Raw genomic sequence first — 19,791 nt, 5'->3', positions numbered from 1 at the left:
AATCACAGAATATCCGCCTCGCTACGAACAGCCATTTCATTGATGAAACACATTCTCCAAGGGCAGATCCTGCAAACCAATTTGAAAGATGCTCTAAAGCCTCTGGAATAGCCGCTTTTCTCAACGGTTGAGCGAGCAATTTCAGGCTTCAGGATCAGTTCTACAAAGAATTCCTGACAGCAGTGACTCAATTCGGCGTCCGACCAGGTAGGTTAGAGAAGCTTGACAAAGAATGCTTCGATTCCGCATTCGAAGCACTGGTCCGAATAATTGTGTGATCGGCAATTTCCTACCGGTTGCAGAGCCAAGGTGTCGATCAGATACGTAGCACCGATCCGGGTACCTCTGCATGAAAAAATTTCTCAACATTTGAGAAGTCAAATCCAGAAGCTCGGATCAGTTCTAACAAGACCTGAACGACAAATCGTCATTTCAGAATTGAAAACGAGTTCAGCAAGATTCAGCAAGTTGTTATTGGCTCTCATCGCCGATCCTCGGCATCCATTCGGACACTCGATACCTTCGTTAACTGAGGGAATGACGCATGATGCGTAAGCGACGTTCCAACCGCTACCCTGGAACCAATTTTCTCGCCGTTCTCATTGCCTGTGGCGCGTTGGCAATAGCCCACTTGAATTCTGATCCGATTGCGATTGGAGGAAGCCCGAACGAGGAGAGCGTCAACCTGATGCCGCCCGTTCTCGCCCTTCCACCAACACCATCATTGCCACAGCACAATGCTGTGGCACAGGATTCTTCCGATGACGAATCTGCCAAGGAGGTCCTCCCTGCCGAGAATCCAGGTGTCTTAAAAGGTATCTGGGCTCTAAAAATGACCTCGACTCTGCTTCGAAAAGGAACGAAGTCATTCACAAAAGTGACTGACTACACAGCTTCGCTGTATCGGCAAGAACGTTTAAATGGTGTCCTCGGTACAGGTCAGACGATCGAGATGAAGTTGAAGCACGAACCGTTCAGCCTTTACATGAAGTGGCTTAGTGGGGACGAAAAAGGGCAGCAAGCGATCTATGTTGAAGATCAGAACGACGGAAAGCTGCTCGTTCAACCTGGTGGAATCAAAGGTCGCTTAACCGGTGTTTTGAAACTCGATCCAGAAGGAAGTTTGGCAATGGCGCAATCACGTCATCCTGCCACCCAAGCTGGACTTGTTGAACTTGCGAAAACCATTTTGAAATTTCAGGAAGAGGACCTCAAAAGAGGGACTGGGTTCCAATGCGAACTCGTTGACAACCAGACCTTCGATGATCGCCCCTGCTACATCTTCACCTGTGTGTACGACAGTGAAGAGATCAACAGCGTGTACAGAAAATCTGTCATCTATGTCGACAAAGAACTTTCCATGCCCGTTTGCGTGAAGAACTTCTGCTGGGCGAAAGATGCCAATCCAGAAACGATTGACGACGAAACCTTACTGGAATTCTACGCCTACTCTGGCCTCGAACTTTACAAGCAACTCGAAGTCGCTGACTTCGACGCGAAGAATCGTTCTTACCGAATGCGAGTTCGTCGATAGGTATTAGCTTCAGTCCATACAGACAAAAGCCGCGATGGATTTTCCATCGCGGCTTTTTTTTCGATCAACTTCTTAATCCAAGAAACTAGTTTCGTTTTGGACCTTCGTTGACTGGAACGTCGCAATCGATATCACATTGGTTGTTGTCACACTCATCTGCGGTGTCAGCGAATTCTGATCCGCGAGTATAAGCTTTCAGACCTCTTCCGTGTTGTGATTCTTTGCTGAATCCGGTGTAGTAGTAGCTTTGGTTCACTTCGCCAATTGCATCGGCAACGTCGTTCAGTTCTGCAACGACAGCGTGTTGAACTTCGCTCAGACCGACAATCATTCCAATGACGAGAATGGTCGCCACGAGGACGAGTTCAGCTGAAACGATAAAACCAGCTTCATCATTAAGTAGTGTACGCAACATGTTTATAGTTCCCTGTTTGATTTTTTTTGGTTTTTATATTTCACACTTTTGAACTGAGATCAAAACTTTTTTGATTCCAGTTTCGGACAAGAAGGCTGATCCCCATTCCTGTCCAGGTTGCGTTTCATTCCGGACCAATGAACGCGCGTTGATAAATGGGTCGGCATCCATCAACACATCGACTCCGCTCTCCTACTGAAAAATCGAGTAAGTAACGGAATCGCTCGCGGATGATCTCATCACCCTGCGAACAAGAATGCAGAGATGCAGGGAACGTGCCAAAAAAGCAACACGCCAGTCTGAAAGTAATCACTGCTACAACTGTTGCCGCACCAAAGCATGCACAAGCAACGCGATTAAGCTGGAAATAATGCGGCGAGAACGAACCTCAGCATCTGTTCCAATTTGGAAACACATCAGGGCTCGTGTTGAAACTCGCACTCCCAACGTTCAAAGACCTGAACATGCTGTTCAGGAAACACGTTTCACAAACACATCATCGAGGCATTCTCGTGGATGCAGAACACGTACACTTTTTTCATAGAGACTTGCCAGCAAATCCAGCCTTGGCCTGCATATTTCAGTTTGTGAAGATCAGCCTTTGAAATCATGAAAGCGATCTTCACAAGCGGCCAAGGAGGGCAATGCTTATGCGACTTTCCCAATGACACGCGATGGAGAATGGTAAAGGCGATGATAGATGGGACAGGTCTCGAGAAGTTGCTCATGACTTCCACTGGCGATCACGCTTCCCTTTTCCATCACAACAATCCGGGTGACAAAGTCGAGTAAGCTATTCGAGATCGTATGAGAGATCATGAATGTCGTGCGACCTTTCACGAACGTCTTGAGAGTCTCATGAATAAACGTTTCACTCTCGGCATCCGCAGCGGACGTTGCCTCATCAAGAATCAGAATCGCCGGATCTTTGAGAATCACCCGGGCTAGAGCAATTCTCTGCCGCTGACCACCTGAGAGCTCTTTTCCTTTATCGCCGATCACAGTTTCCAACCCTTGTGGCAACGACTGGATAATGTCCCAAACATGGGCCTGGCGTGCAGCGTGTTCAACTTCTTCATGTGTCGCATCTGGAGTTCCGTAGCGAATGTTTTCCAGAATCGACTCATCGAAGAGCATTGTCTCCTGAGTCACAATTCCAACCTGATTTCTGAGTTCAGAAATCTTGATGTCAGTAATTGGGACTCCGTCCAGAAGAACGCTGCCGTTTTCGGGATCATAAAACCGTGGCAACAAATTGACGAGAGTCGACTTCCCACAACCGTTTTGGCCAACGATGGCGACGACTTCACCAAAATTCACAGTTAAGTCGACATGTTCGAGGACTAACCCACGTTGAGTTTTGGGGTCTTGGCATTCATAACGAAAAGAGATGTCTCTGAATTCGACAGTTTTCTCATGCCGCCCAGTGGACTTTGAAACCTCTGGATCAGCGATAAGAGTTTGTCGATTCATCAAATCAAAAATTCTGTCTACAGCTGCAGCGGACCGCTTCAGCCGAGAGAAGGTCGAAGACATTTTCCGACACGGATCGAGCATTCCGACTAACATGAAGTACAAAGTCGCCAGCTCGGCTGAACTCATGACTCCGCTGGAAAGCCGGACTCCGAAGATGTCTTCCTTGCCGCGCAGGACAAGATATGTTCCGGGTATCACTGCGACGAACATCGCTGTCAGTCCGAGAAGCTCCAGTAGCGGTTTCGCTGCGGCGTCAATTTTGACGACCTTCAAAGACTTCTTGAAGTAAGACTGGTACTGCCGCTCAAACTGATCTTCGTGATGCCGCTGGTTGTTGAAAGCGATGACGACCTTCAAGCCGGAGAAACTTTCTTCGAGAACTTTATAAATCTGCGACATGCTTTCCATCATCCGGCGACTGGCTCGTTTGAGCATCGAGCCGAATTTACTCAGGAACAGACCGAGCAGCGGAATAAAGAAGATGGAGAGTAACGTTAATCGCCAGTTGATCATCAATGCGAGAACCATACACGACAGACACTTCAGAGGCTCTCGGATCAATCGGCCGCCGAGAAGTGTAATGCCCTGCGAAAGCTGTTCACCATCATAAGTGAACCGCGACATCAAGCCGCTTGTGCCTTCATTCGAAAGAGACTGATAGTCAAGTTTCAGGACGTGCCCGAACATGTCTTTCCGCAATTTCATAACGGCCGACTCAGCGACACGACCGACAAGTATTTCCTGCAGGAAAATAAACACACCTTTGACGGCCGTCGCAAGGATGACAATCACCAACAGCCAGAACAAAGTCTTAAATTCATTCTTCGGGACCACTGGCATCACATACGATTGCAGCCATTGGAACTGGTAATGCTCTCGCCGGTGGCCAGTCAACTTGTCATTGGCTCGCGCCTGCTTCCGTAATGATTCAGTATAAGCAGGGTCCGTCGCCGGAATTCCCGACTCACGAAGCCTTCTCACTTCGAGCTCCGCTCTATCGACCGACGCCAAAGCTTCCGCTTCCTCGGCCTGAGCGTTCTCGATGCGATCATCGACGTAATCGTGAAGGTTCTTCTGCTCCAGCAGGATCTTAATCACTGGGAACGCTAAAGAAAGGTTCGCACCCCACAGGACAGCAACAAGCAGACCGAGGACCACCGAGACCAGCAGTTGCTTGCGAAAAGGCCAAACATAGGGGAAAAGTTTTTGGAAACTGCCCACGAATCATTCCGTGTTAAATTTTCGATTCCATCCGAATAACAGACCAGCCACGAGTCCAGACTCTCCCTCTCGATTCGAGAGAGAATCTGGCAATTGACCGGTATCTTCGTAATTTAACTCTGATTGAGAAATTGTGTCCAGTCGAATCTGACATCCCACGGCCCGAACCCTCGTCATTTCGTGTTTTCAGGTAACGACTTACAGCTTCACCCTGCCCTCAAAATGAAATCGGACAAGGGAATAGCGACTCAAAGCACAGCCACTCACATCAGCAAGCTCCACTGCGTTGAAGCAGTCAACTGACAGTCGACCTGAAATCGGATAAGATTGTGTTCTGCCGAACGTCGGATGTCGTGCGATTTGAGCAGTCTGGCACGCTCGTTGATGTGCCACTAAAGTTGATGTGCCACTGAACAAGAGCAACGAAACGCTTTGACAAACATGAACCGTGACGAGTCGTTTGTCGAGTGACCACGGAGTGGAACTCAAGCATCTTCTTCATTGTCGTTCCGAAGAGGATCATTTCCACAGCTTCATAGATTGCTCACCACGAGACAGAACGTGAACATCAGGATTCGATTCACCCCGGTTGCTCACAACATATATAGGCCGCTCGCCAAAGTACGAGTCGCCCCGAGAAAGTGACTCAGAGAAAATCAGGCCGAGCAACGCGAACAACAGAGTCGAAATCGGAGTCATTCAGTGAAATGGCTTAAAACCAGTCCGAAAAACTCTGAAATCGCCGCTTTTCTCAACGGTTGAGAGAGCAATTTCAAGTTTCAGGATCAGTTCCAGAACCAGTCTCATTTTTGAATTCGAGTTGGAAAGTCCCCTTAACCACGCGTCAGGAGGTTTGCACAATGTTGAAGTTTGCATCCCGTTTCACCATCGTCTGTGGGCTGTTCGCACTTTGCACACAGTCGGTCCAGGCTGAAAAATACGTCACGCGGGCGTATCACGTCCCTGCCCGTATTCAACCAGTTGTGGTTGCTCCTGGTGTCCCCGTCCTGCAACGTCCGGTCGTGCTCACCAACTACTATGCCCCCGTTCCGGTCGTGGTTCACAGGCCCGTTGTCGTGACTCCGGCTCCAGTGGTGGTTCCAGCTGCGGCCGTTCCAGCTGCAGTCGTTGTTCCTCGTCGTCGTGCCATCCACGAAACTGTTCGTGTAAAACCGAACCGAACGGTCGTTCGTGTCCGCGAGTACGCTCCCCTGGCGATTTTCCCGACTTCGAAGCAAGTCGTGATTCAGCGAGAAACACCCCGTGGCGTGATTACCCGTCAGCGTGGACGCTAAGTCGACCTCGACTGATCTTCGTTGAATTGAAGACTTAATGACGAACGCTAGGGCATCTTTCGAATTGGCTTGCAGGATCTTCCTTGTGACGAACAGCATTTTTACTAGAACCAGTCCGGAAACTTATGAAATGATGACTTTTCTCAGTGTTTGAGAGCACAAGTTCAGGTTTCAGGATCAGTTCTGGAGAAATGCGTTCTTCACGGGCACACGGTCGAGCAAACTGCTCTAGCCGAATATCTCTTTGAATTTGTTTCGGCCCCTTCATCAGCAGATATTGCTTGTCCACCGACCCACCCGCTTCACCGAAGTTGGTGGGTCGGCACATTTTGCAACCTGAGTTGCCAAGTGAATCGAATTCTTAAGGTGTCGCTGGACACTGACTGAGGGCATCCGATATCTAACTCTTCCCGTCACACCGCTTGGTGCCACCGACCGGAATTCTTCCGGTCAGAGCTCAAGTATCCAAAGTCGTTTCCGACTTAAGAACAATTCCGGTTTACTTCAGAGTTTTAGATCGCTTGTCGATCTCACGTACGATTACACAAGTTATAACAATTACCCTCATTCCATCTCCTCGGTTTGCCGATAAATTGACTACGAGTCTTGCCTGCCTGTCTCTGTCGCGTGTCAGAAGAGAGCTGCAAGAGACGTTCTTGGCATCGGCGATCGACATGAGGTCACGGAGGAGTTTATGACCACGAAGGTCACAGAAGACATCCAAGCCATTTGGATCGAGTTCAAGAAGGACTCGCGAAACCAACCACTTCGTAACAAGTTGATGGTTCATTATTTCCCGCTCGTGCGTTTTAACGCAGATCGTGTTTGGGCTAAATTACCCGATGGAGTTGATCTCAACGATCTAATTTCCGCAGGTGTATTTGGTCTCATGGACGCCATCGAAGCGTTTGACATGGAGCGTGGTGTCAAGTTTGAAACGTATTGTGTTCCTCGAATTCGTGGTGCAATGCTTGACGAACTTCGCACAATGGACTGGGTTCCACGACTTGTACGCAGTAAAGCAAGCAAGCTTGAAGCTGCCAGGAAAGTTTTGCAGGCAAGACACGGGCGTCCACCGACGGACCCGGAACTCGCAGAGCAAATGGAACTGTCTGCCGAAGAGTTTGACAAGCTGAAAAACGAAGCCAATGCTGTCAACCTCGTCAGCCTGAACAAAAAATGGTACGAAACCGATAGCTACAAAGATGTCCGTGAAGTCGACGTCATCGAAGACCTCAAGGGTGAAGATCCGACTCTCGGCATCCAAAAAAGAGACGTGATGAAGCTCGTCACTAAAGGTCTCAACCGAAACGAGCGACTCATCATCATTCTTTATTACTATGAAGAACTGACGATGAAAGAGATCGGGCAGACGCTGGGCCTTTCAGAAAGTCGCGTCAGTCAGATGCACTCCAGTATCGTTGCCCGGTTAAAAGAACAACTTCGCCGACGACGTCCTGAATTTGCTTAGAGCAGTTTCCCGACCGTGTGCCCGCGTAGAACACATTTCACCAGTAGAACTGCTGCTGTTCACCACGAAGCAGAATGCAAACACTAATTCGAAAATGAGATAACACTTCGCAGAACGTCCCGTAAACCAAAACACGACTCGCCGCCCAATTTGGGCGGCTTTTTTTGTGCAAAAATCTCTAATCGGTACGCGAAGTCTCATTAAACTCGATCGGCCTTACGACGTTTTCGCTGCATCAAGTCTCAATGATAGCCATCTCAATCGAGCAGTTTGCTCGATTGAGTCCCCGTGAAGAATGCGTTTCTTTAATAAAGTAGCTGTTCGCCACGAGGTAGAACCCGAACACCAATTCGAAGGCTACTCCATATGAATCATCCACTCATTCGAGAAATGTGATTGTGATTTCCCGGTTTGTCAGCTCGCCAAAACTCTGCACGTTCCACAAGCATCCACGAAACGTCACGAGACCACGTTGAGACCTTAACGCCTTCGTTGCGGTGCAGATGCTGTTGGTGGAATGATTGCCTTCGCAGGACCATTGCCTGCTCGGAAGTATCCACGTTGATATCCAGAGCCATCTGTGACTTGCCAGACAATCCCTTTTTGTGTCTTCTCAACATGCTTTCGTCCGCCATGAATAATCGCAGCAAACGAAGGCTGACCTCGCTTGTCCAACACAAAGAGCTTGATCGGAAGATTTGAGTTGTTGAAGAATTCGATTTGAAAAGTCGGCCCGCTCGGTGTCGAAGCGGGAGCGTTTCCTCGAGTCGAGACATGCCATGTTAAGTTTGGCTCTGGACCTTTTTCAGCAAGTTTCTTCTCAACAAACGACTTTGGAGCGAGCCCACGCATTTCCGCGAGTTTGACCTGATACTTTTCATTAGCAGCCAGGTTCTCCCATTCGTAAGGGTCAGTTTCGATATCGTACAACTCCTCTCCCCCCTGCGAATAATGGATGTACCTCCAACGTTTGGTACTTAACCCGAAACTCTTCGGTTGCCCTAAGTAAGTGACAGAGGGGTGAGGCCAATGCCCGTCGGGATTGCTTAGCAGCGGAATCAAGCTGGGACCGTCGTGATGCGCTTCGGCTGGCAAGCCGCACAAATCAAGGAGTGTTGGAAACAGGCTCAGCAGATTAACGGGGGCATCCGAGGTCCCCGGACTTGTCCCAGATGGAAGCCCGGGAGAATTCTTGGGGACACGCACAATCAAAGGGACGCGTGTACACGCTCGCCATGCAGTATATTTCTGCCAATGCTGCTTCTCTCCCAAATGCCAGCCATGATCCGACCAGAGAACAACAATCGTATTCTTTGCATTGGGTCCATTTTCTAACGCTTCGAGAACGTGCCCGAGCATTGTGTCAGCAAAATAAATTGAAGCGAGATACCCCTGAATTCCCTGCTTCCACTGCTTTTCCTCCTGAATGTGGGCGAAGTACCGATTCGGCCCTCGGCGCTGCCCTTCTGGTGGAAGATCTGCCAGATCATCTTCGCGATACCCCGGAGGTAACTGAATTGATTCCAAAGGAAATGGTTCGAAGTATTTCTTGGGGACAAACCACGGTTCGTGCGGACGGTAAAAGCCACAAGCCAGAAAGAATGGCTTTTCATGTCGTTGCTTCAGCTGTTCCGAAACCCATCGAGCAACAAGAAAATCTCCTCCATACGCTTCGTCGCTGACATCAAGTGCCGCCCAATCAGATTCCACATACTGCCAATCCCCCTTGCGAGACAACGAGACCGGTCGGTTCTTCGGGTACACCGTCCTGGGGAACGGATTCTCTGACTTTGCTTCCGGGAAATAATCGTTCCAGGAATCGGCATCGATCACGTAGTGCAATAATTTCCCTGACCCGGCAGAATGGTATCCATGTCGAGAAAATGTCTTCGGGAGGATTTCGGCATCAGGCAAAACCTCGCGCATTTTCTGTCGGTTGTCGTACAGCCCCGAACGATGCGGTGAACGCCCCGTGAAAACTGCTGTCCGAGATGGATTACAGGAAGCTCCGGGAGCATGAGCATTCGTAAAAAGAACGCCTGAAGCTGCCAATCGATCCAGGTTCGGCGTGAGCGCCTGCGGATGCCCTTTCAGGCAGCCAGTCCAATCATTTAAATCATCGATTGAAATGAAAAGAACATTCGGTCGCTGAGAGCTTGTCTCCTCAGCCAAGCTTGATGCCACAAGAAACAGGACCAGACAGACAGAAACCCCAGACTTACCCAGCATTTGATGACTCCATTCACAAAATATTTCAGTTCAGACGACAGATGTAGAAAACATCGTGCACGACTGCCGATTCGAAAAGTAATCTTCGCCGGCGGCTTGAACTCTCCAGAGAAACCGCAAAACAATCAAACCAAATTTCAAGTCGCCCCGCCAGTCACACCCAAAGCTCGATCCGCTCTTTCAAACTCTCCGGGAGTCGCTGATCAACCGCACGGCGCAGCTGATCGGGATGATATCGCGTGCTGAGATGCCCCAGGATGATGAGTTCATTTTGAAACCGATCAGCCCGGTCGACAAGATCATCCAGGTGTGTATGCCCGAACTTATGAATTTTTTCCTTGCGATGCTCTGGACGGAAGAAAGTCAGTTCTGTGATCAGAATTTTCGCCTGATAGACTGCCTCACAATTGTCGAGACCTTGCGGAGCGGTATCCCCACAATAGCAGACAATTGGCGTGCGAACTTCCCCGCTCACTTCAATCCCGCTCAATCGTAAGTCCCGGATCTCTGGCCCGGAAAGCTCCTGATATTCAGGTTTCAGCTTCTTCCGTCTCTCCCAGATCACGTAACCGAGCGAAGGAACAGTGTGCTTGGTCGGAAATGTTGTCACAACATGCTCGCGAGAGAGTTCGTATTCCTCTCCCGGTTCAGCAGCGACCAGATTACAGATCATCCGCCCACGATCCAGTTTTTGCCACGCTCTGAGAAGCCGCTCAACTGGCTCGACAATTTTCGCAGGAACATAAATCGTCGGCGGCTCCATCTTCATCATCCGTCGACGTGCCACATACGCTGGAAGAGCAGCCATGTGATCAAGGTGACCGTGCGAAAGAAAGAACGTTTGCGTCCCCATAAACGACCAGGGACTGCCTCCCAGGTCGAATCCAATTTTCAATTCAGGAATTCGCCAATACGTTTGGACAGCTGCACGTGAATATCCTTCAATCGTGAGCCCACCATGGACCATGGTTTTCAAGGGAAGATTTTCGATCATGTCTCGCTAATTTCTTCTGGGGTACAGAAGAGAATTTTAGAGCATTTTGATCTTTTCGATACCCGCTGCAATCAAAGTTGAGGCAACAAAAGAAAAAATCGACACCCAATCACTGATGGATGTCGATTTCGAGTGCAAATCCCATCTTGGCCTTTACATTCTCCCTCAGTGGGAGGTGCGACTGCATTCCCGAACTCGGATGAAATCTCGACACGCCAATGACTCAGCGCGACCCCACAGGCATCGTTCGCGGTTCTTAGCTTAGATCGCGAATGATCTCTTCGATACTCGCTTTCTGGCTTTGGTTGTTTGCGAGTGTTTCTCGGACACCGTTGACGACAGCTTCGGGGGCGCTGTTGACGAATTTCTCGTTGTTCAGTTTTGCTTCAGAACCTTTGATGTGCTTTTCGACTTCAGCAAGCTTTTTCTTCTGGCGTTCAAGTTCTTCAGCCGTGTCGATCAGACCTTCGAGGGGAATGTACCCGTCGGCGTCACCGAGTGAAAAGCTGGCTGATCCGTTCGGTCGTTCGACCTCCGCACCGGCCGCTTCGAGGACAGCTTTGGTCAGGTTGTCGAACTGAGCTGCGACAGACTGCATGTCGCCAGCAACTTCAGCACTTGCTCGCATCAGCAATTTGACTGAGGTTCCCGGCGGAATGCTGTAGATCGCGCGAACATTTCTGATCGCAACGATAGTCTCCTGCAATCGCTCAAAACGTTTTTCAAGAGCGTCGTCTTGCCAGGCACTCGGAAGCTTAGGCCAACTGGCGTTAATACATGAATCTTCAACCGTTTGCGTACTCAGAATCGCCTTGGGTGAATTCTCTGGGGTAACATCGTTGACCGGGAGTGCTCGATCTGTCGCAATTTCGTTCAAGCGATTCCACAGTTCTTCGCAGATGAATGGCGTGAATGGTTGCAGCAGTCGCACCAGCGAATCGAGAACAGCGAGCAGAATGCGTTGGGCAGTTGCTCGTGATTCTGCGTCGCGAAGACGCGGCTTAATCATTTCCAGATACCAGTCGCAGAACTCGTTCCAGGTGAAGTCCCGAATCGCACGTGTGGCGGCATCGAATTGATAACGACTCAGGAACTCATCGATCTGGTTAGCGACTGTTGAAAGCCGGGACAAGATCCAGCGGTCTTCAAGTTGCAATTGATCTTCCGTCACTTCACCGGCTGTATAGCCGGGGCCGTTGTCACTCTCCACAAGGTTCATCATCGCAAATCGGGCTGCGTTCCAGAACTTGTTGCAGAAGTTGCGACCATATTCGAAACGCTCGCTGACCATTTTCGCGATCGGTTCATCTGGATCAGCATCGTACAGCGGAGTGGTGAACTGACTTTCTTTTTTGCACTTCTTGTTCGAGCAAACCAACGTCGGTTTCGGGGCTCCTTGCGGAATCGGGAACTCCCCCTTCATGGTACTCGGGACGACAATTGTCGACGTGTCCAGCTTGTACTGCTTGGGAGCAATCATCTCTTCACAGTGCGGACACTCGTAGCTGATGGGGAGACGAACATCTTGCGTTTCACCAGCGAACGAGGCAATCGTGAAGCGAATCGCATCGGCGCCGTACTTCTCGATCAGGTCGACAGGATCAACCCCGTTCCCTTTCGATTTGGACATCGTCTGCCCAAACCCATCGAGAATTTTCGGATGAACATGCACATGCTGAAACGGGACGTCGTCCATGTTGTACAAGCCGGTCAGCACCATACGCGCGACCCACAATGTAATGATGTCACGCGATGTGATGAGAACAGACCCAGGGTAGAAGTAAGAGAGAACTTCATTGCCCGTATTTTCTCCGGCTGATTCCCCCTGAACCAATTGATCACTGGCGACCAGTTCCTCTGGTTGTTCCCCCGGTGCCAACTGAGTCTCGTTCAGTTGCGTTTGACTCAGAACTTCCTCTTCATTGAGCGGTGGATTGTGATCCAAGTCCGGCCAACCGAGCGTCGCATGCGGCCAGAGCGCAGAAGAGAACCAAGTGTCGAGCACGTCCGGGTCTTGCTCAAAACCAGCACTTTCGAGGAGAGATTCGGTTTCTGGAACATCGGCATCAATGCAAATGCGGCATATCAATTCCTCTCCATCCCCTTGCTCTAATTGTACGAGCATCCCTTCGCGAATACTTTTCGTGGAAAGCTCTGCGTTCAACTCATTCAGATCGATGGACTCGCAACCGATATTCTTTAAGATCTCTTCCATTTGCTGCTGTTCGGCCTTGGCTGTCCAAACAGGAATTCGGTGTCCCCACCAAAGCTGTCGACTGATACACCAGTCGCGTTTCTCGCCGAGCCATTCGGTGTAGGTTTTCGCATAGCGTGACGGGAAGAATCGCACGCGTCCATCTTCGACGGCGTCGACCGCTTTCTGTGCCAGACCGGGAGTACCATCTTCGTCATCGCCCATGCGAACGAACCACTGATCAGACAAGAACGGTTCGACAGGTGTTTTCGAGCGGTCGCTGTGCTTGAGCGGAATGGTGCGATCTTCGACACCTTCGAAGCGGCCGAGTTCTGCCATTCTTTCGACGACTTTTCCGCGCACTTCGAGCCGGTCAATTCCTTCCCATTCCCCGCCATTCTCATTGAGTGTGCCGTCGGCATTCAGGATATTAATGATGCCGATTTCAGGATTACGCAGGTAACAGGCGTAATCGTTCGGGTCGTGAGCCGGTGTCACTTTGACCGCTCCGGTCCCTTTCTCTTTGTCTGCCAGAAGTGCGTCAGCGATGATCGGGATGATGCGATTATTGAGCGGAATTTTGACGCTCTTGCCAACTAACTTAGTGTAACGCTCATCTGTTGGGTGCACACAGACAGCGGTATCGCCCAGCATTGTTTCCGGTCGAGTCGTCGCGTAGCGGATTCGTTCACCAGTAGGCTTACCATCTTCATCAACCACTGGATAGTTGAAGGTCCAGAAGTGACCAGCGACGTCTTCTTCGAAAACCTCATCATCGGCGACAGCGGTTTGTAATTGAACATCCCAGTTGACGAGGCGTTTGCCGCGAAAAATGAGTCCGTCGCTGAACATTTTAAAGAACGTTCGGCGAACAGCCTTTGCACAAACATCATCTAACGTAAAGCGGATACGTCGCCAATCGCAACTGGCTCCGAGTGATTTCTGCTGAGAGATAATTCGCTTTTCGTAAGCATCTTTCCAACGCCAAATCCGGTTCACGAGTGCTTCGCGACCGATGTCATGACGGGTGAGCCCTTCCTCTTCCAGCATCCGGCGTTCGACGACAGCCTGTGTCGCAATCCCGGCATGATCGGTTCCTGGCATCCAGAGTGCTTCAAAGCCCTGCATCCGCCGCCAGCGCGTGATCAAATCCTGGCAAGTCCCGTTTAACGCGTGGCCCATGTGCAACGCACCGGTCACGTTCGGGAGCGGAATCATAATCGTATGAGACTCTTTTCCTGGGACAGGATCAGCGTTGAAGTCACCTCGCTGTTCCCAGAATGGAAACCATTTCGCTTGAGCTTCTTGTGGATCGTAAAGTTTTGGGATATCGGTCATCGGAACAATAAGTTTGTTTAAAAAACGAGCGTGAAAGAGATAAAGTCAAAACAGTGATTCACATTTCGCAGCGAGAATCGAACTCGATTCACACCTGTTGCGAAGTGAAAATGCTCTGCGAACGATTTTTTCAGATTCCGTAAGAGAGAGCAAAGAGGACACCCAGAATCACCGCCATGAAGAGAATGATTTGGATGAACAGTTTGGCGGACCGTTGCAGAATCAGGGGAATCGACTCATAACGGCTGGTTTGCCAGACAAGACTGACAGCAGCTGCAAGTGGAAATAAGTACCAGGTGATATTCATCAGTGATTGACTCACTCTTGATTGAGACGAAGTGAGGGAAGTTGTGAACCAGTCTGAAAACTTCTCGAATCGCTGTTTTTCTCAGTGTTCGAGAGAGCAAATTCAGGTTTTGGACCAGTTCTACTTAGCATCGGTTTCGTTGGTGGAGTTTTCATCTTCCGTATCCGATTCCAAGCCTCCGTAACCATAGGCCGGTCCTTCAACAGCATCCCAAATCGCGAGAACGTTGAGTAAACCAGCGACCCAGGTAAACACCATCGCAAGTTCGTGATACTTGCCCAGCTTCCCATGGAGTTCCTGAACTTCCTCATCATCCATCGGCACTTGATACCAATTCAGAAATGGTCTCGGAATTGATCCCCGAATTTCGCCGATTGACTGAAAAGGTGTCGCCTGGGCTCCGAGGATCGGGGCTTCGAGAACCCGATTCTCTGAAGCTTTGACTTCTCGTCCCAGATGAATGTGACTTCCCAGCTGAAACTCAAACTCTTTGCCATCAATCACAGTCTCTAACCGGCCTGCGTAAGTGGTGTCGCCAAAACGGTCAGTTTGCGGTTCGAGATGAACAGTCCCCTCGATTTCTTCGGTCAAAGGAGAATCACCACGGAGATTAATGAGTCCCTCAAACGGAGCAGAAAACTCCTCCAAGGCGGGCGATGTTGGCCGACTTCCGGCAGGACCATACCGCTCACGTTGAACAAGCCCGTACATCGACGGTAAACCGACACCGAGTTGGGCGGCGTATTTCAGCATGTCGATTTTCTTTCCCGACCCTTTTGGTGGGGGCTGCACGGCTTTCCAGTCCGCCATTGCCATCCCCGAAAAGAACAAGCCGAGAATGCAAATCGCGTAAACACCTGCTTTGAACATCCGCCCTTGATACAGATGCCCTGCTCCGGGAAGCAGATAGGCCAAAACACCAGCAATGACTGGGTTCTTCAAGTTGATCTGTTGATCTGTCATCGATTCCAGCCACCGCGCGGGCAGCCCATTCCTATCATATTGTGTACCGCAAGTGATGCACGTTGCGGAAGAAAACCATCTTCTCAGGTTTACGAGTTTTGGATTGTAGATGTTGGACGGACCTGCTGCCAGTGCCGTTGATTCAGTGGTAAAATGGAGAATTCGCAGCTCAATCGTAGTTGTCGCCTCATCCGACACAATCTTAACTTCGCCATAATTCTGCAAGATAAAAACCGAACGGATTGCCCCGAGGAGAGAATCGAAGCCCCTGAAGATGAGACAGCAGAACGCAGAACTTCGCAGTGGTCGTCCACAACAGCGGGCAAATTTTTTCCGGGAAGCCATCTCAGATTGCACCAGATCGACAACTATGACAGACTTTCCAGATATTCTGCGAAGGAATCATTGCGAGGCTCTGGAATCGAGAAGCTCTAATAATACTGTTGGAACCGTTCTCCAGGACTCGAATTCCGATCACTTGGTCAGTTTTAGTTAGAGCGAACTCGAACCAGTTCGGAAACTTGCGGAATGGTCACTTTTCTCAGCGTTTGAGAGAGCAAGTTCAGGTTTTAGAATCAGTTCTAGAAAGTTTTCGATGCTTGAATCTCTACTAATACTTCTTGTTTCGGCTCCCGTCGAGAACCCTCCAGCCAAGCCGATTCCAGTTCAGTCAGCGGTTGTCTCCCTCATCGACGACGTCAGCTTAGCTTTCGGCGAATCTGGGATTGTCGAGAAAGTCTACGTCTCCGCAGGAGATCAAATTCGCAAAGGAGATCAGTTAGCGGAACTGAATTCGACTGACGCAGAACTCGAAATCAATCGTGTTCATGCAGAGCTCGAAATGGCAAAGCTGAAAGCTCACAACGATTTAAATGTCCAGTTGAGTGTCAAAGCGTTAGGTTTGGCAAATGCTGAATTGTCGCGGGCTGTCAAAGCGAATGAAGAATTTGAGAATACCGTTTCGGCATCTGAAATCGACCGTTTAACTCTCTCCCGCGACGAAGCAGAACTCAGAATCGAACAGGCGAAACACGATCTCGAATACACACGCTTACAAGTGCGTCTCAAAAATGTGGAGTTCGATATTGCTCGTCGAAAGCGAGAACGCAGAGAACTCAAGTCCCCGATCGATGGTGTGGTCGTTAAAGTCGAACATCACAGAGGAGAGTGGGCACAGCCCGATCAGACATTCTGCCGCATCATCCGCACCGACCGCGTTCGCGTTGAAGGATTTGTCAACGAAGCAGATGGAGATGTCGAAATCGGCCAACGGGTCATGCTCTCACTCCTTTCCAGCAAAACGAGTGAGCCTCAACATTTCCCCGGCAAAGTGACATTCGTCGATCCCGAGATTGACACCGTCACTGGTCAATATCGCATCTCTGCTGAATTTGAAAACCCCGGAGGAATCCTGCGTGCTGGACAGCGACCCACTCTGTTAATCGTTGAATAACCTGAACGAGAACCTCGAATATCGCATCGTTTTTCGGATAGGTCCTCAATGACTGAGACGCCTGGTTGACCATGGTGAATTGAGAATTAATGACTTCCGCCCCTCCGACTTCTCCTCCATTCTCTGAAAAACAGAGTCCAATCCCTGTTCGGCGGCGGAAAGATTTAATTGTTCAGCAAACCGGAGAGGGCAGCCATCCCGTCTGGACAGTCAAAGACCCCATCTCCGAACGATTCTTTCAATTGCGACAAGCAGACTACTTTGTCTTCCTGAACCTCGACGGACAAACTTCTCTCGAAGAGATACAACAGAGGTTCTTCAAAAGTCATTCGCCTCGCCAACTCTCCGAAGAACAAATTCTCATTTTCGTTCAGCGACTCTTCTCGCAAGGACTGGTGCATATTGAGAAGTTTGGGCTCGCCGACTCAATCCTCGAACGCCGGACTCGCCTGGAAGCGAACGAACGAAAGCAAAAACTCTCCAGCATCCTCGCAATCCGTTTCCGGGGAATCGACCCCGACACAACGCTGGAGCGCTGCTTGCCATTTGTGAACTGGCTTTTCTCTCCGGTTTGCTTCGTGCTGTCCATGTTGCTCAGCCTGTTTGCGATCGGCATCGTTGTGGCGGAATGGGAATCAGTCACTCGTGAAATGCCTCGTTTCGGTACATTTCTGAAGTCGGGGCAGTTCATCTGGTTTGCCGTGACAATCGGCTGCATTAAAGTCGTGCATGAACTGGCACATGCTTTTGCATGCAAGCGATTCGGCGGAGAATGTCATGAACTCGGCGCGATGCTGTTGGCTTTCACACCCTGCCTGTACTGCAACGTCTCCGATTCCTGGTTAATGAAAAACCGCTGGCATCGCATTGCCATCGCCGGCGCGGGAATTTACGTCGAAATCCTGATGGCGTCGATCTGCACCTTACTGTGGCACTGGTCCATACCGGGGACGATCCACACGATTTGCCTTTACATCATGGTGATCAGTTCGGTCAGCACCGTCCTTTTGAACGGGAACCCCCTGCTCCGCTACGACGGTTACTACATCCTGTCCGATCTCGTTGGGCTCCCCAACTTGCGAAGTCGCTCACAAGGCTTAGTCCAAGGGTGGCTTTCCCAACTCTTCTTCGGAGTCCGCACGCCCGATCCGCTGCGCGGTCAACCGCTTTCAAAAACGTTGCTCGGGCTGTATGGAATCCTTTCAGGACTCTACATTTGGTTCGTGATCTTCGCCATCTTGTGGATGCTTTATCAGGTCGCAAAACCCTACGGACTCGAAGCTGTCGTCATCGCACTGGGCGTGTTGCTACTCTCACTGCGAGTCACCGGGCTCTTTGGAAACATACTCAAATTTATGAAATCACTGCAGCAACAAAAAAAGTTCAGGCCGTTTCGTTTCGGAATCGCTGTTGCTTTGGCAACTGGAGGACTGTACGGACTATTGATGCTCGAATTCCCACGCAGGCTGACCGCTCCCTGCATTGTCGAAGCACATGAGACTCTCCCCGTCTTCATTTCATCTCCGGGGAAGATCGAGTTCCAGAAGTTGACACCGGGTGAAGCAGTCAATCAGGGGGATCTTCTGGCGACGTTGACCAACCGAAACCTTGAGCGAGAAGTTCTCGAACTTGAAGTCAAAGTTGTGCAACAAAAAAAGAAGATCGACTTACTCATCACCCAACAAGTCGACAACCCGGACGCCGCAGCGGAGATTCCATCTGCTCGCGCGAAGCTTCTCAATTACGAAGACCGATTCGAACGAAAGCAGGCAGAACTTGAAAGACTGACACTCCACGCTCCCGGTTCTGGAGTACTCTTGCCCGGTGAAAAATTGATGAAATCTGAGTCAACGAATGATGAATTTCAGCGAACAGGATTCGCGATTGAGAAAATCAACGACGGAGCCTGGCTGGAAGTCGGCACAATGCTTTGCCGCATCGCGGACGATTCAGCGTATGAAGCAGTGCTCTACTTGAATCAATCCGATGCTGTGCTGCTCTCCCGAAAGAGCACTGCCTCAATCATCGTCACACAATCACCTGGGATGGTGCTCACCGGAGAGATCATCGAAATTGCTACCGAGCCCTTAAAGGTGATCCCTCCAATTCTCATTCGCGAAAACATGATCCCCTTTGCCCCCGACGGTTCCGGCCAGCTTCAGCCAGCCTACCCTATTCACGAGGTACGAGTCCGCATCATCTCCTCAGAGAAGATCAAACTCGCCATTGGCCAGACCGGCAACGCGACCATCCATCTGGCCCCAGAACCCGTTCTCACCACACTCACCCGTGTACTTCGTCAAACCTTTACATTTGAGCTGTGAGAAACTCAGCAGAACAAGACCAGCAAGCGACTCAACAAGCATGCCCGCAGGAGAGGTGAAGCAAACAATTAACAGAGCCCGTCAGTCTTCAATCCCAGATCGCATTTTTTCCATCAGTCGAGTCAACTCTTTCACTTCTTTGGCTGTCAGTTCACAGCTGAGTCGATCGTGAAGTTCCAAGAGCGGCGGAGCAATTTCCTCAAGCAATGTTAAGGCCGAATCGGTGAGTTCAATATAGACGATGCGTCGGTCTTCTTTACAGCGTCTGCGGCGGACAAGTTCCTGCTTTTCAAGCCGGTCAATCAATCCTGTCATGGCAGGCACAACTTGAATCATCCGTGCGCCGACTTCCAAGGAAGGAAGCGGACTGCCTTCTTCGCGTAAAATCCGCAAGACATTATATTGTGAAGGAGTGAGCCCGAATTCACGAAAGAATCGACCGAAGCGATTTTGAAGCAAATCTGTCGTTTTCAACACATTCAAGTTCGCTTCTTGTCGCGAGGACTCGAATGGTCTTTTCTTTTTTATCTCTTGTTGTAAACGGCTATTTGCCATCTTGCCATTTCCTATTCCCGTG

The 19,791-nt window shown here is 50.0% G+C and carries 13 protein-coding genes; 5 read left to right on the top strand and 8 right to left on the bottom strand.

What is annotated here, in order from left to right:
• The first annotated feature begins 544 nt into the window (after positions 1-544).
• Positions 545-1,534 (top strand): DUF1571 domain-containing protein, encoded by a 990-nt coding sequence (locus Mal48_RS03550; RefSeq protein WP_145196194.1) that lies wholly within the window; start codon positions 545-547, stop codon positions 1,532-1,534.
• 85 nt (positions 1,535-1,619) lie between these two features.
• Here the strand turns inward: Mal48_RS03550 and Mal48_RS03545 are convergent, their stop codons facing one another.
• Both Mal48_RS03545 and Mal48_RS03540 read right to left on the bottom strand, forming a co-directional pair.
• Positions 1,620-1,949, bottom strand: a complete 330-nt coding sequence (locus Mal48_RS03545) for a hypothetical protein (protein WP_145196192.1) — start codon at positions 1,947-1,949, stop codon at positions 1,620-1,622.
• 648 nt (positions 1,950-2,597) lie between these two features.
• Positions 2,598-4,646, bottom strand: coding sequence for an ABC transporter ATP-binding protein (locus Mal48_RS03540; RefSeq protein ID WP_145196190.1), 2,049 nt, complete (start codon positions 4,644-4,646; stop codon positions 2,598-2,600).
• Positions 4,647-5,506: 860 nt separating this feature from the next.
• On the opposite strand from Mal48_RS03540, the gene Mal48_RS23100 reads away from it, so the two are divergent.
• Both Mal48_RS23100 and Mal48_RS03530 read left to right on the top strand, forming a co-directional pair.
• Positions 5,507-5,941, top strand: a complete 435-nt coding sequence (locus Mal48_RS23100) for a hypothetical protein (protein WP_197442018.1) — start codon at positions 5,507-5,509, stop codon at positions 5,939-5,941.
• Positions 5,942-6,635: 694 nt separating this feature from the next.
• Positions 6,636-7,412, top strand: coding sequence for a FliA/WhiG family RNA polymerase sigma factor (locus Mal48_RS03530; protein ID WP_145196188.1), 777 nt, complete (start codon positions 6,636-6,638; stop codon positions 7,410-7,412).
• A 480-nt stretch (positions 7,413-7,892) separates the two neighbouring features.
• Here the strand turns inward: Mal48_RS03530 and Mal48_RS03525 are convergent, their stop codons facing one another.
• The 5 genes from Mal48_RS03525 to Mal48_RS03510 form a co-directional block, all read right to left on the bottom strand.
• Positions 7,893-9,641: a sulfatase gene (locus Mal48_RS03525; protein WP_145196186.1), complete on the bottom strand. Its 1,749-nt coding sequence runs from the start codon at positions 9,639-9,641 to the stop codon at positions 7,893-7,895.
• Positions 9,642-9,795: 154 nt separating this feature from the next.
• Complete coding sequence (locus Mal48_RS03520) at positions 9,796-10,635, bottom strand: MBL fold metallo-hydrolase (protein WP_145196184.1); 840 nt, start codon at positions 10,633-10,635, stop codon at positions 9,796-9,798.
• 256 nt (positions 10,636-10,891) lie between these two features.
• Positions 10,892-14,167: a valine--tRNA ligase gene (locus Mal48_RS03515; protein WP_145196182.1), complete on the bottom strand. Its 3,276-nt coding sequence runs from the start codon at positions 14,165-14,167 to the stop codon at positions 10,892-10,894.
• A 130-nt stretch (positions 14,168-14,297) separates the two neighbouring features.
• On the bottom strand, positions 14,298-14,474 hold the full coding sequence (locus tag Mal48_RS23095) for a hypothetical protein (RefSeq protein WP_197442017.1): 177 nt from the start codon (positions 14,472-14,474) through the stop codon (positions 14,298-14,300).
• A 120-nt stretch (positions 14,475-14,594) separates the two neighbouring features.
• Positions 14,595-15,437 (bottom strand): DUF6677 family protein, encoded by an 843-nt coding sequence (locus tag Mal48_RS03510; protein WP_145196180.1) that lies wholly within the window; start codon positions 15,435-15,437, stop codon positions 14,595-14,597.
• A 595-nt stretch (positions 15,438-16,032) separates the two neighbouring features.
• Here Mal48_RS03510 and Mal48_RS03505 point away from each other — a divergent pair.
• Positions 16,033-16,890: an efflux RND transporter periplasmic adaptor subunit gene (locus Mal48_RS03505; RefSeq protein WP_145196178.1), complete on the top strand. Its 858-nt coding sequence runs from the start codon at positions 16,033-16,035 to the stop codon at positions 16,888-16,890.
• Between the two features lie 89 nt (positions 16,891-16,979).
• Positions 16,980-19,214 (top strand): HlyD family efflux transporter periplasmic adaptor subunit, encoded by a 2,235-nt coding sequence (locus Mal48_RS03500; protein ID WP_145196176.1) that lies wholly within the window; start codon positions 16,980-16,982, stop codon positions 19,212-19,214.
• A gap of 81 nt (positions 19,215-19,295) precedes the next feature.
• On the opposite strand, the gene Mal48_RS03495 is transcribed toward Mal48_RS03500, so the two are convergent.
• Complete coding sequence (locus tag Mal48_RS03495) at positions 19,296-19,769, bottom strand: MarR family winged helix-turn-helix transcriptional regulator (RefSeq protein ID WP_145196174.1); 474 nt, start codon at positions 19,767-19,769, stop codon at positions 19,296-19,298.
• Positions 19,770-19,791 lie beyond the last annotated feature (22 nt).

The sequence above is a fragment of the Thalassoglobus polymorphus genome, assembly GCF_007744255.1.
Lineage (GTDB): Bacteria > Planctomycetota > Planctomycetia > Planctomycetales > Planctomycetaceae > Thalassoglobus > Thalassoglobus polymorphus.
The sequence above is the reverse complement of the archived record's forward strand: the minus strand, read 5'-3'. Positions and strand labels throughout refer to the sequence as shown.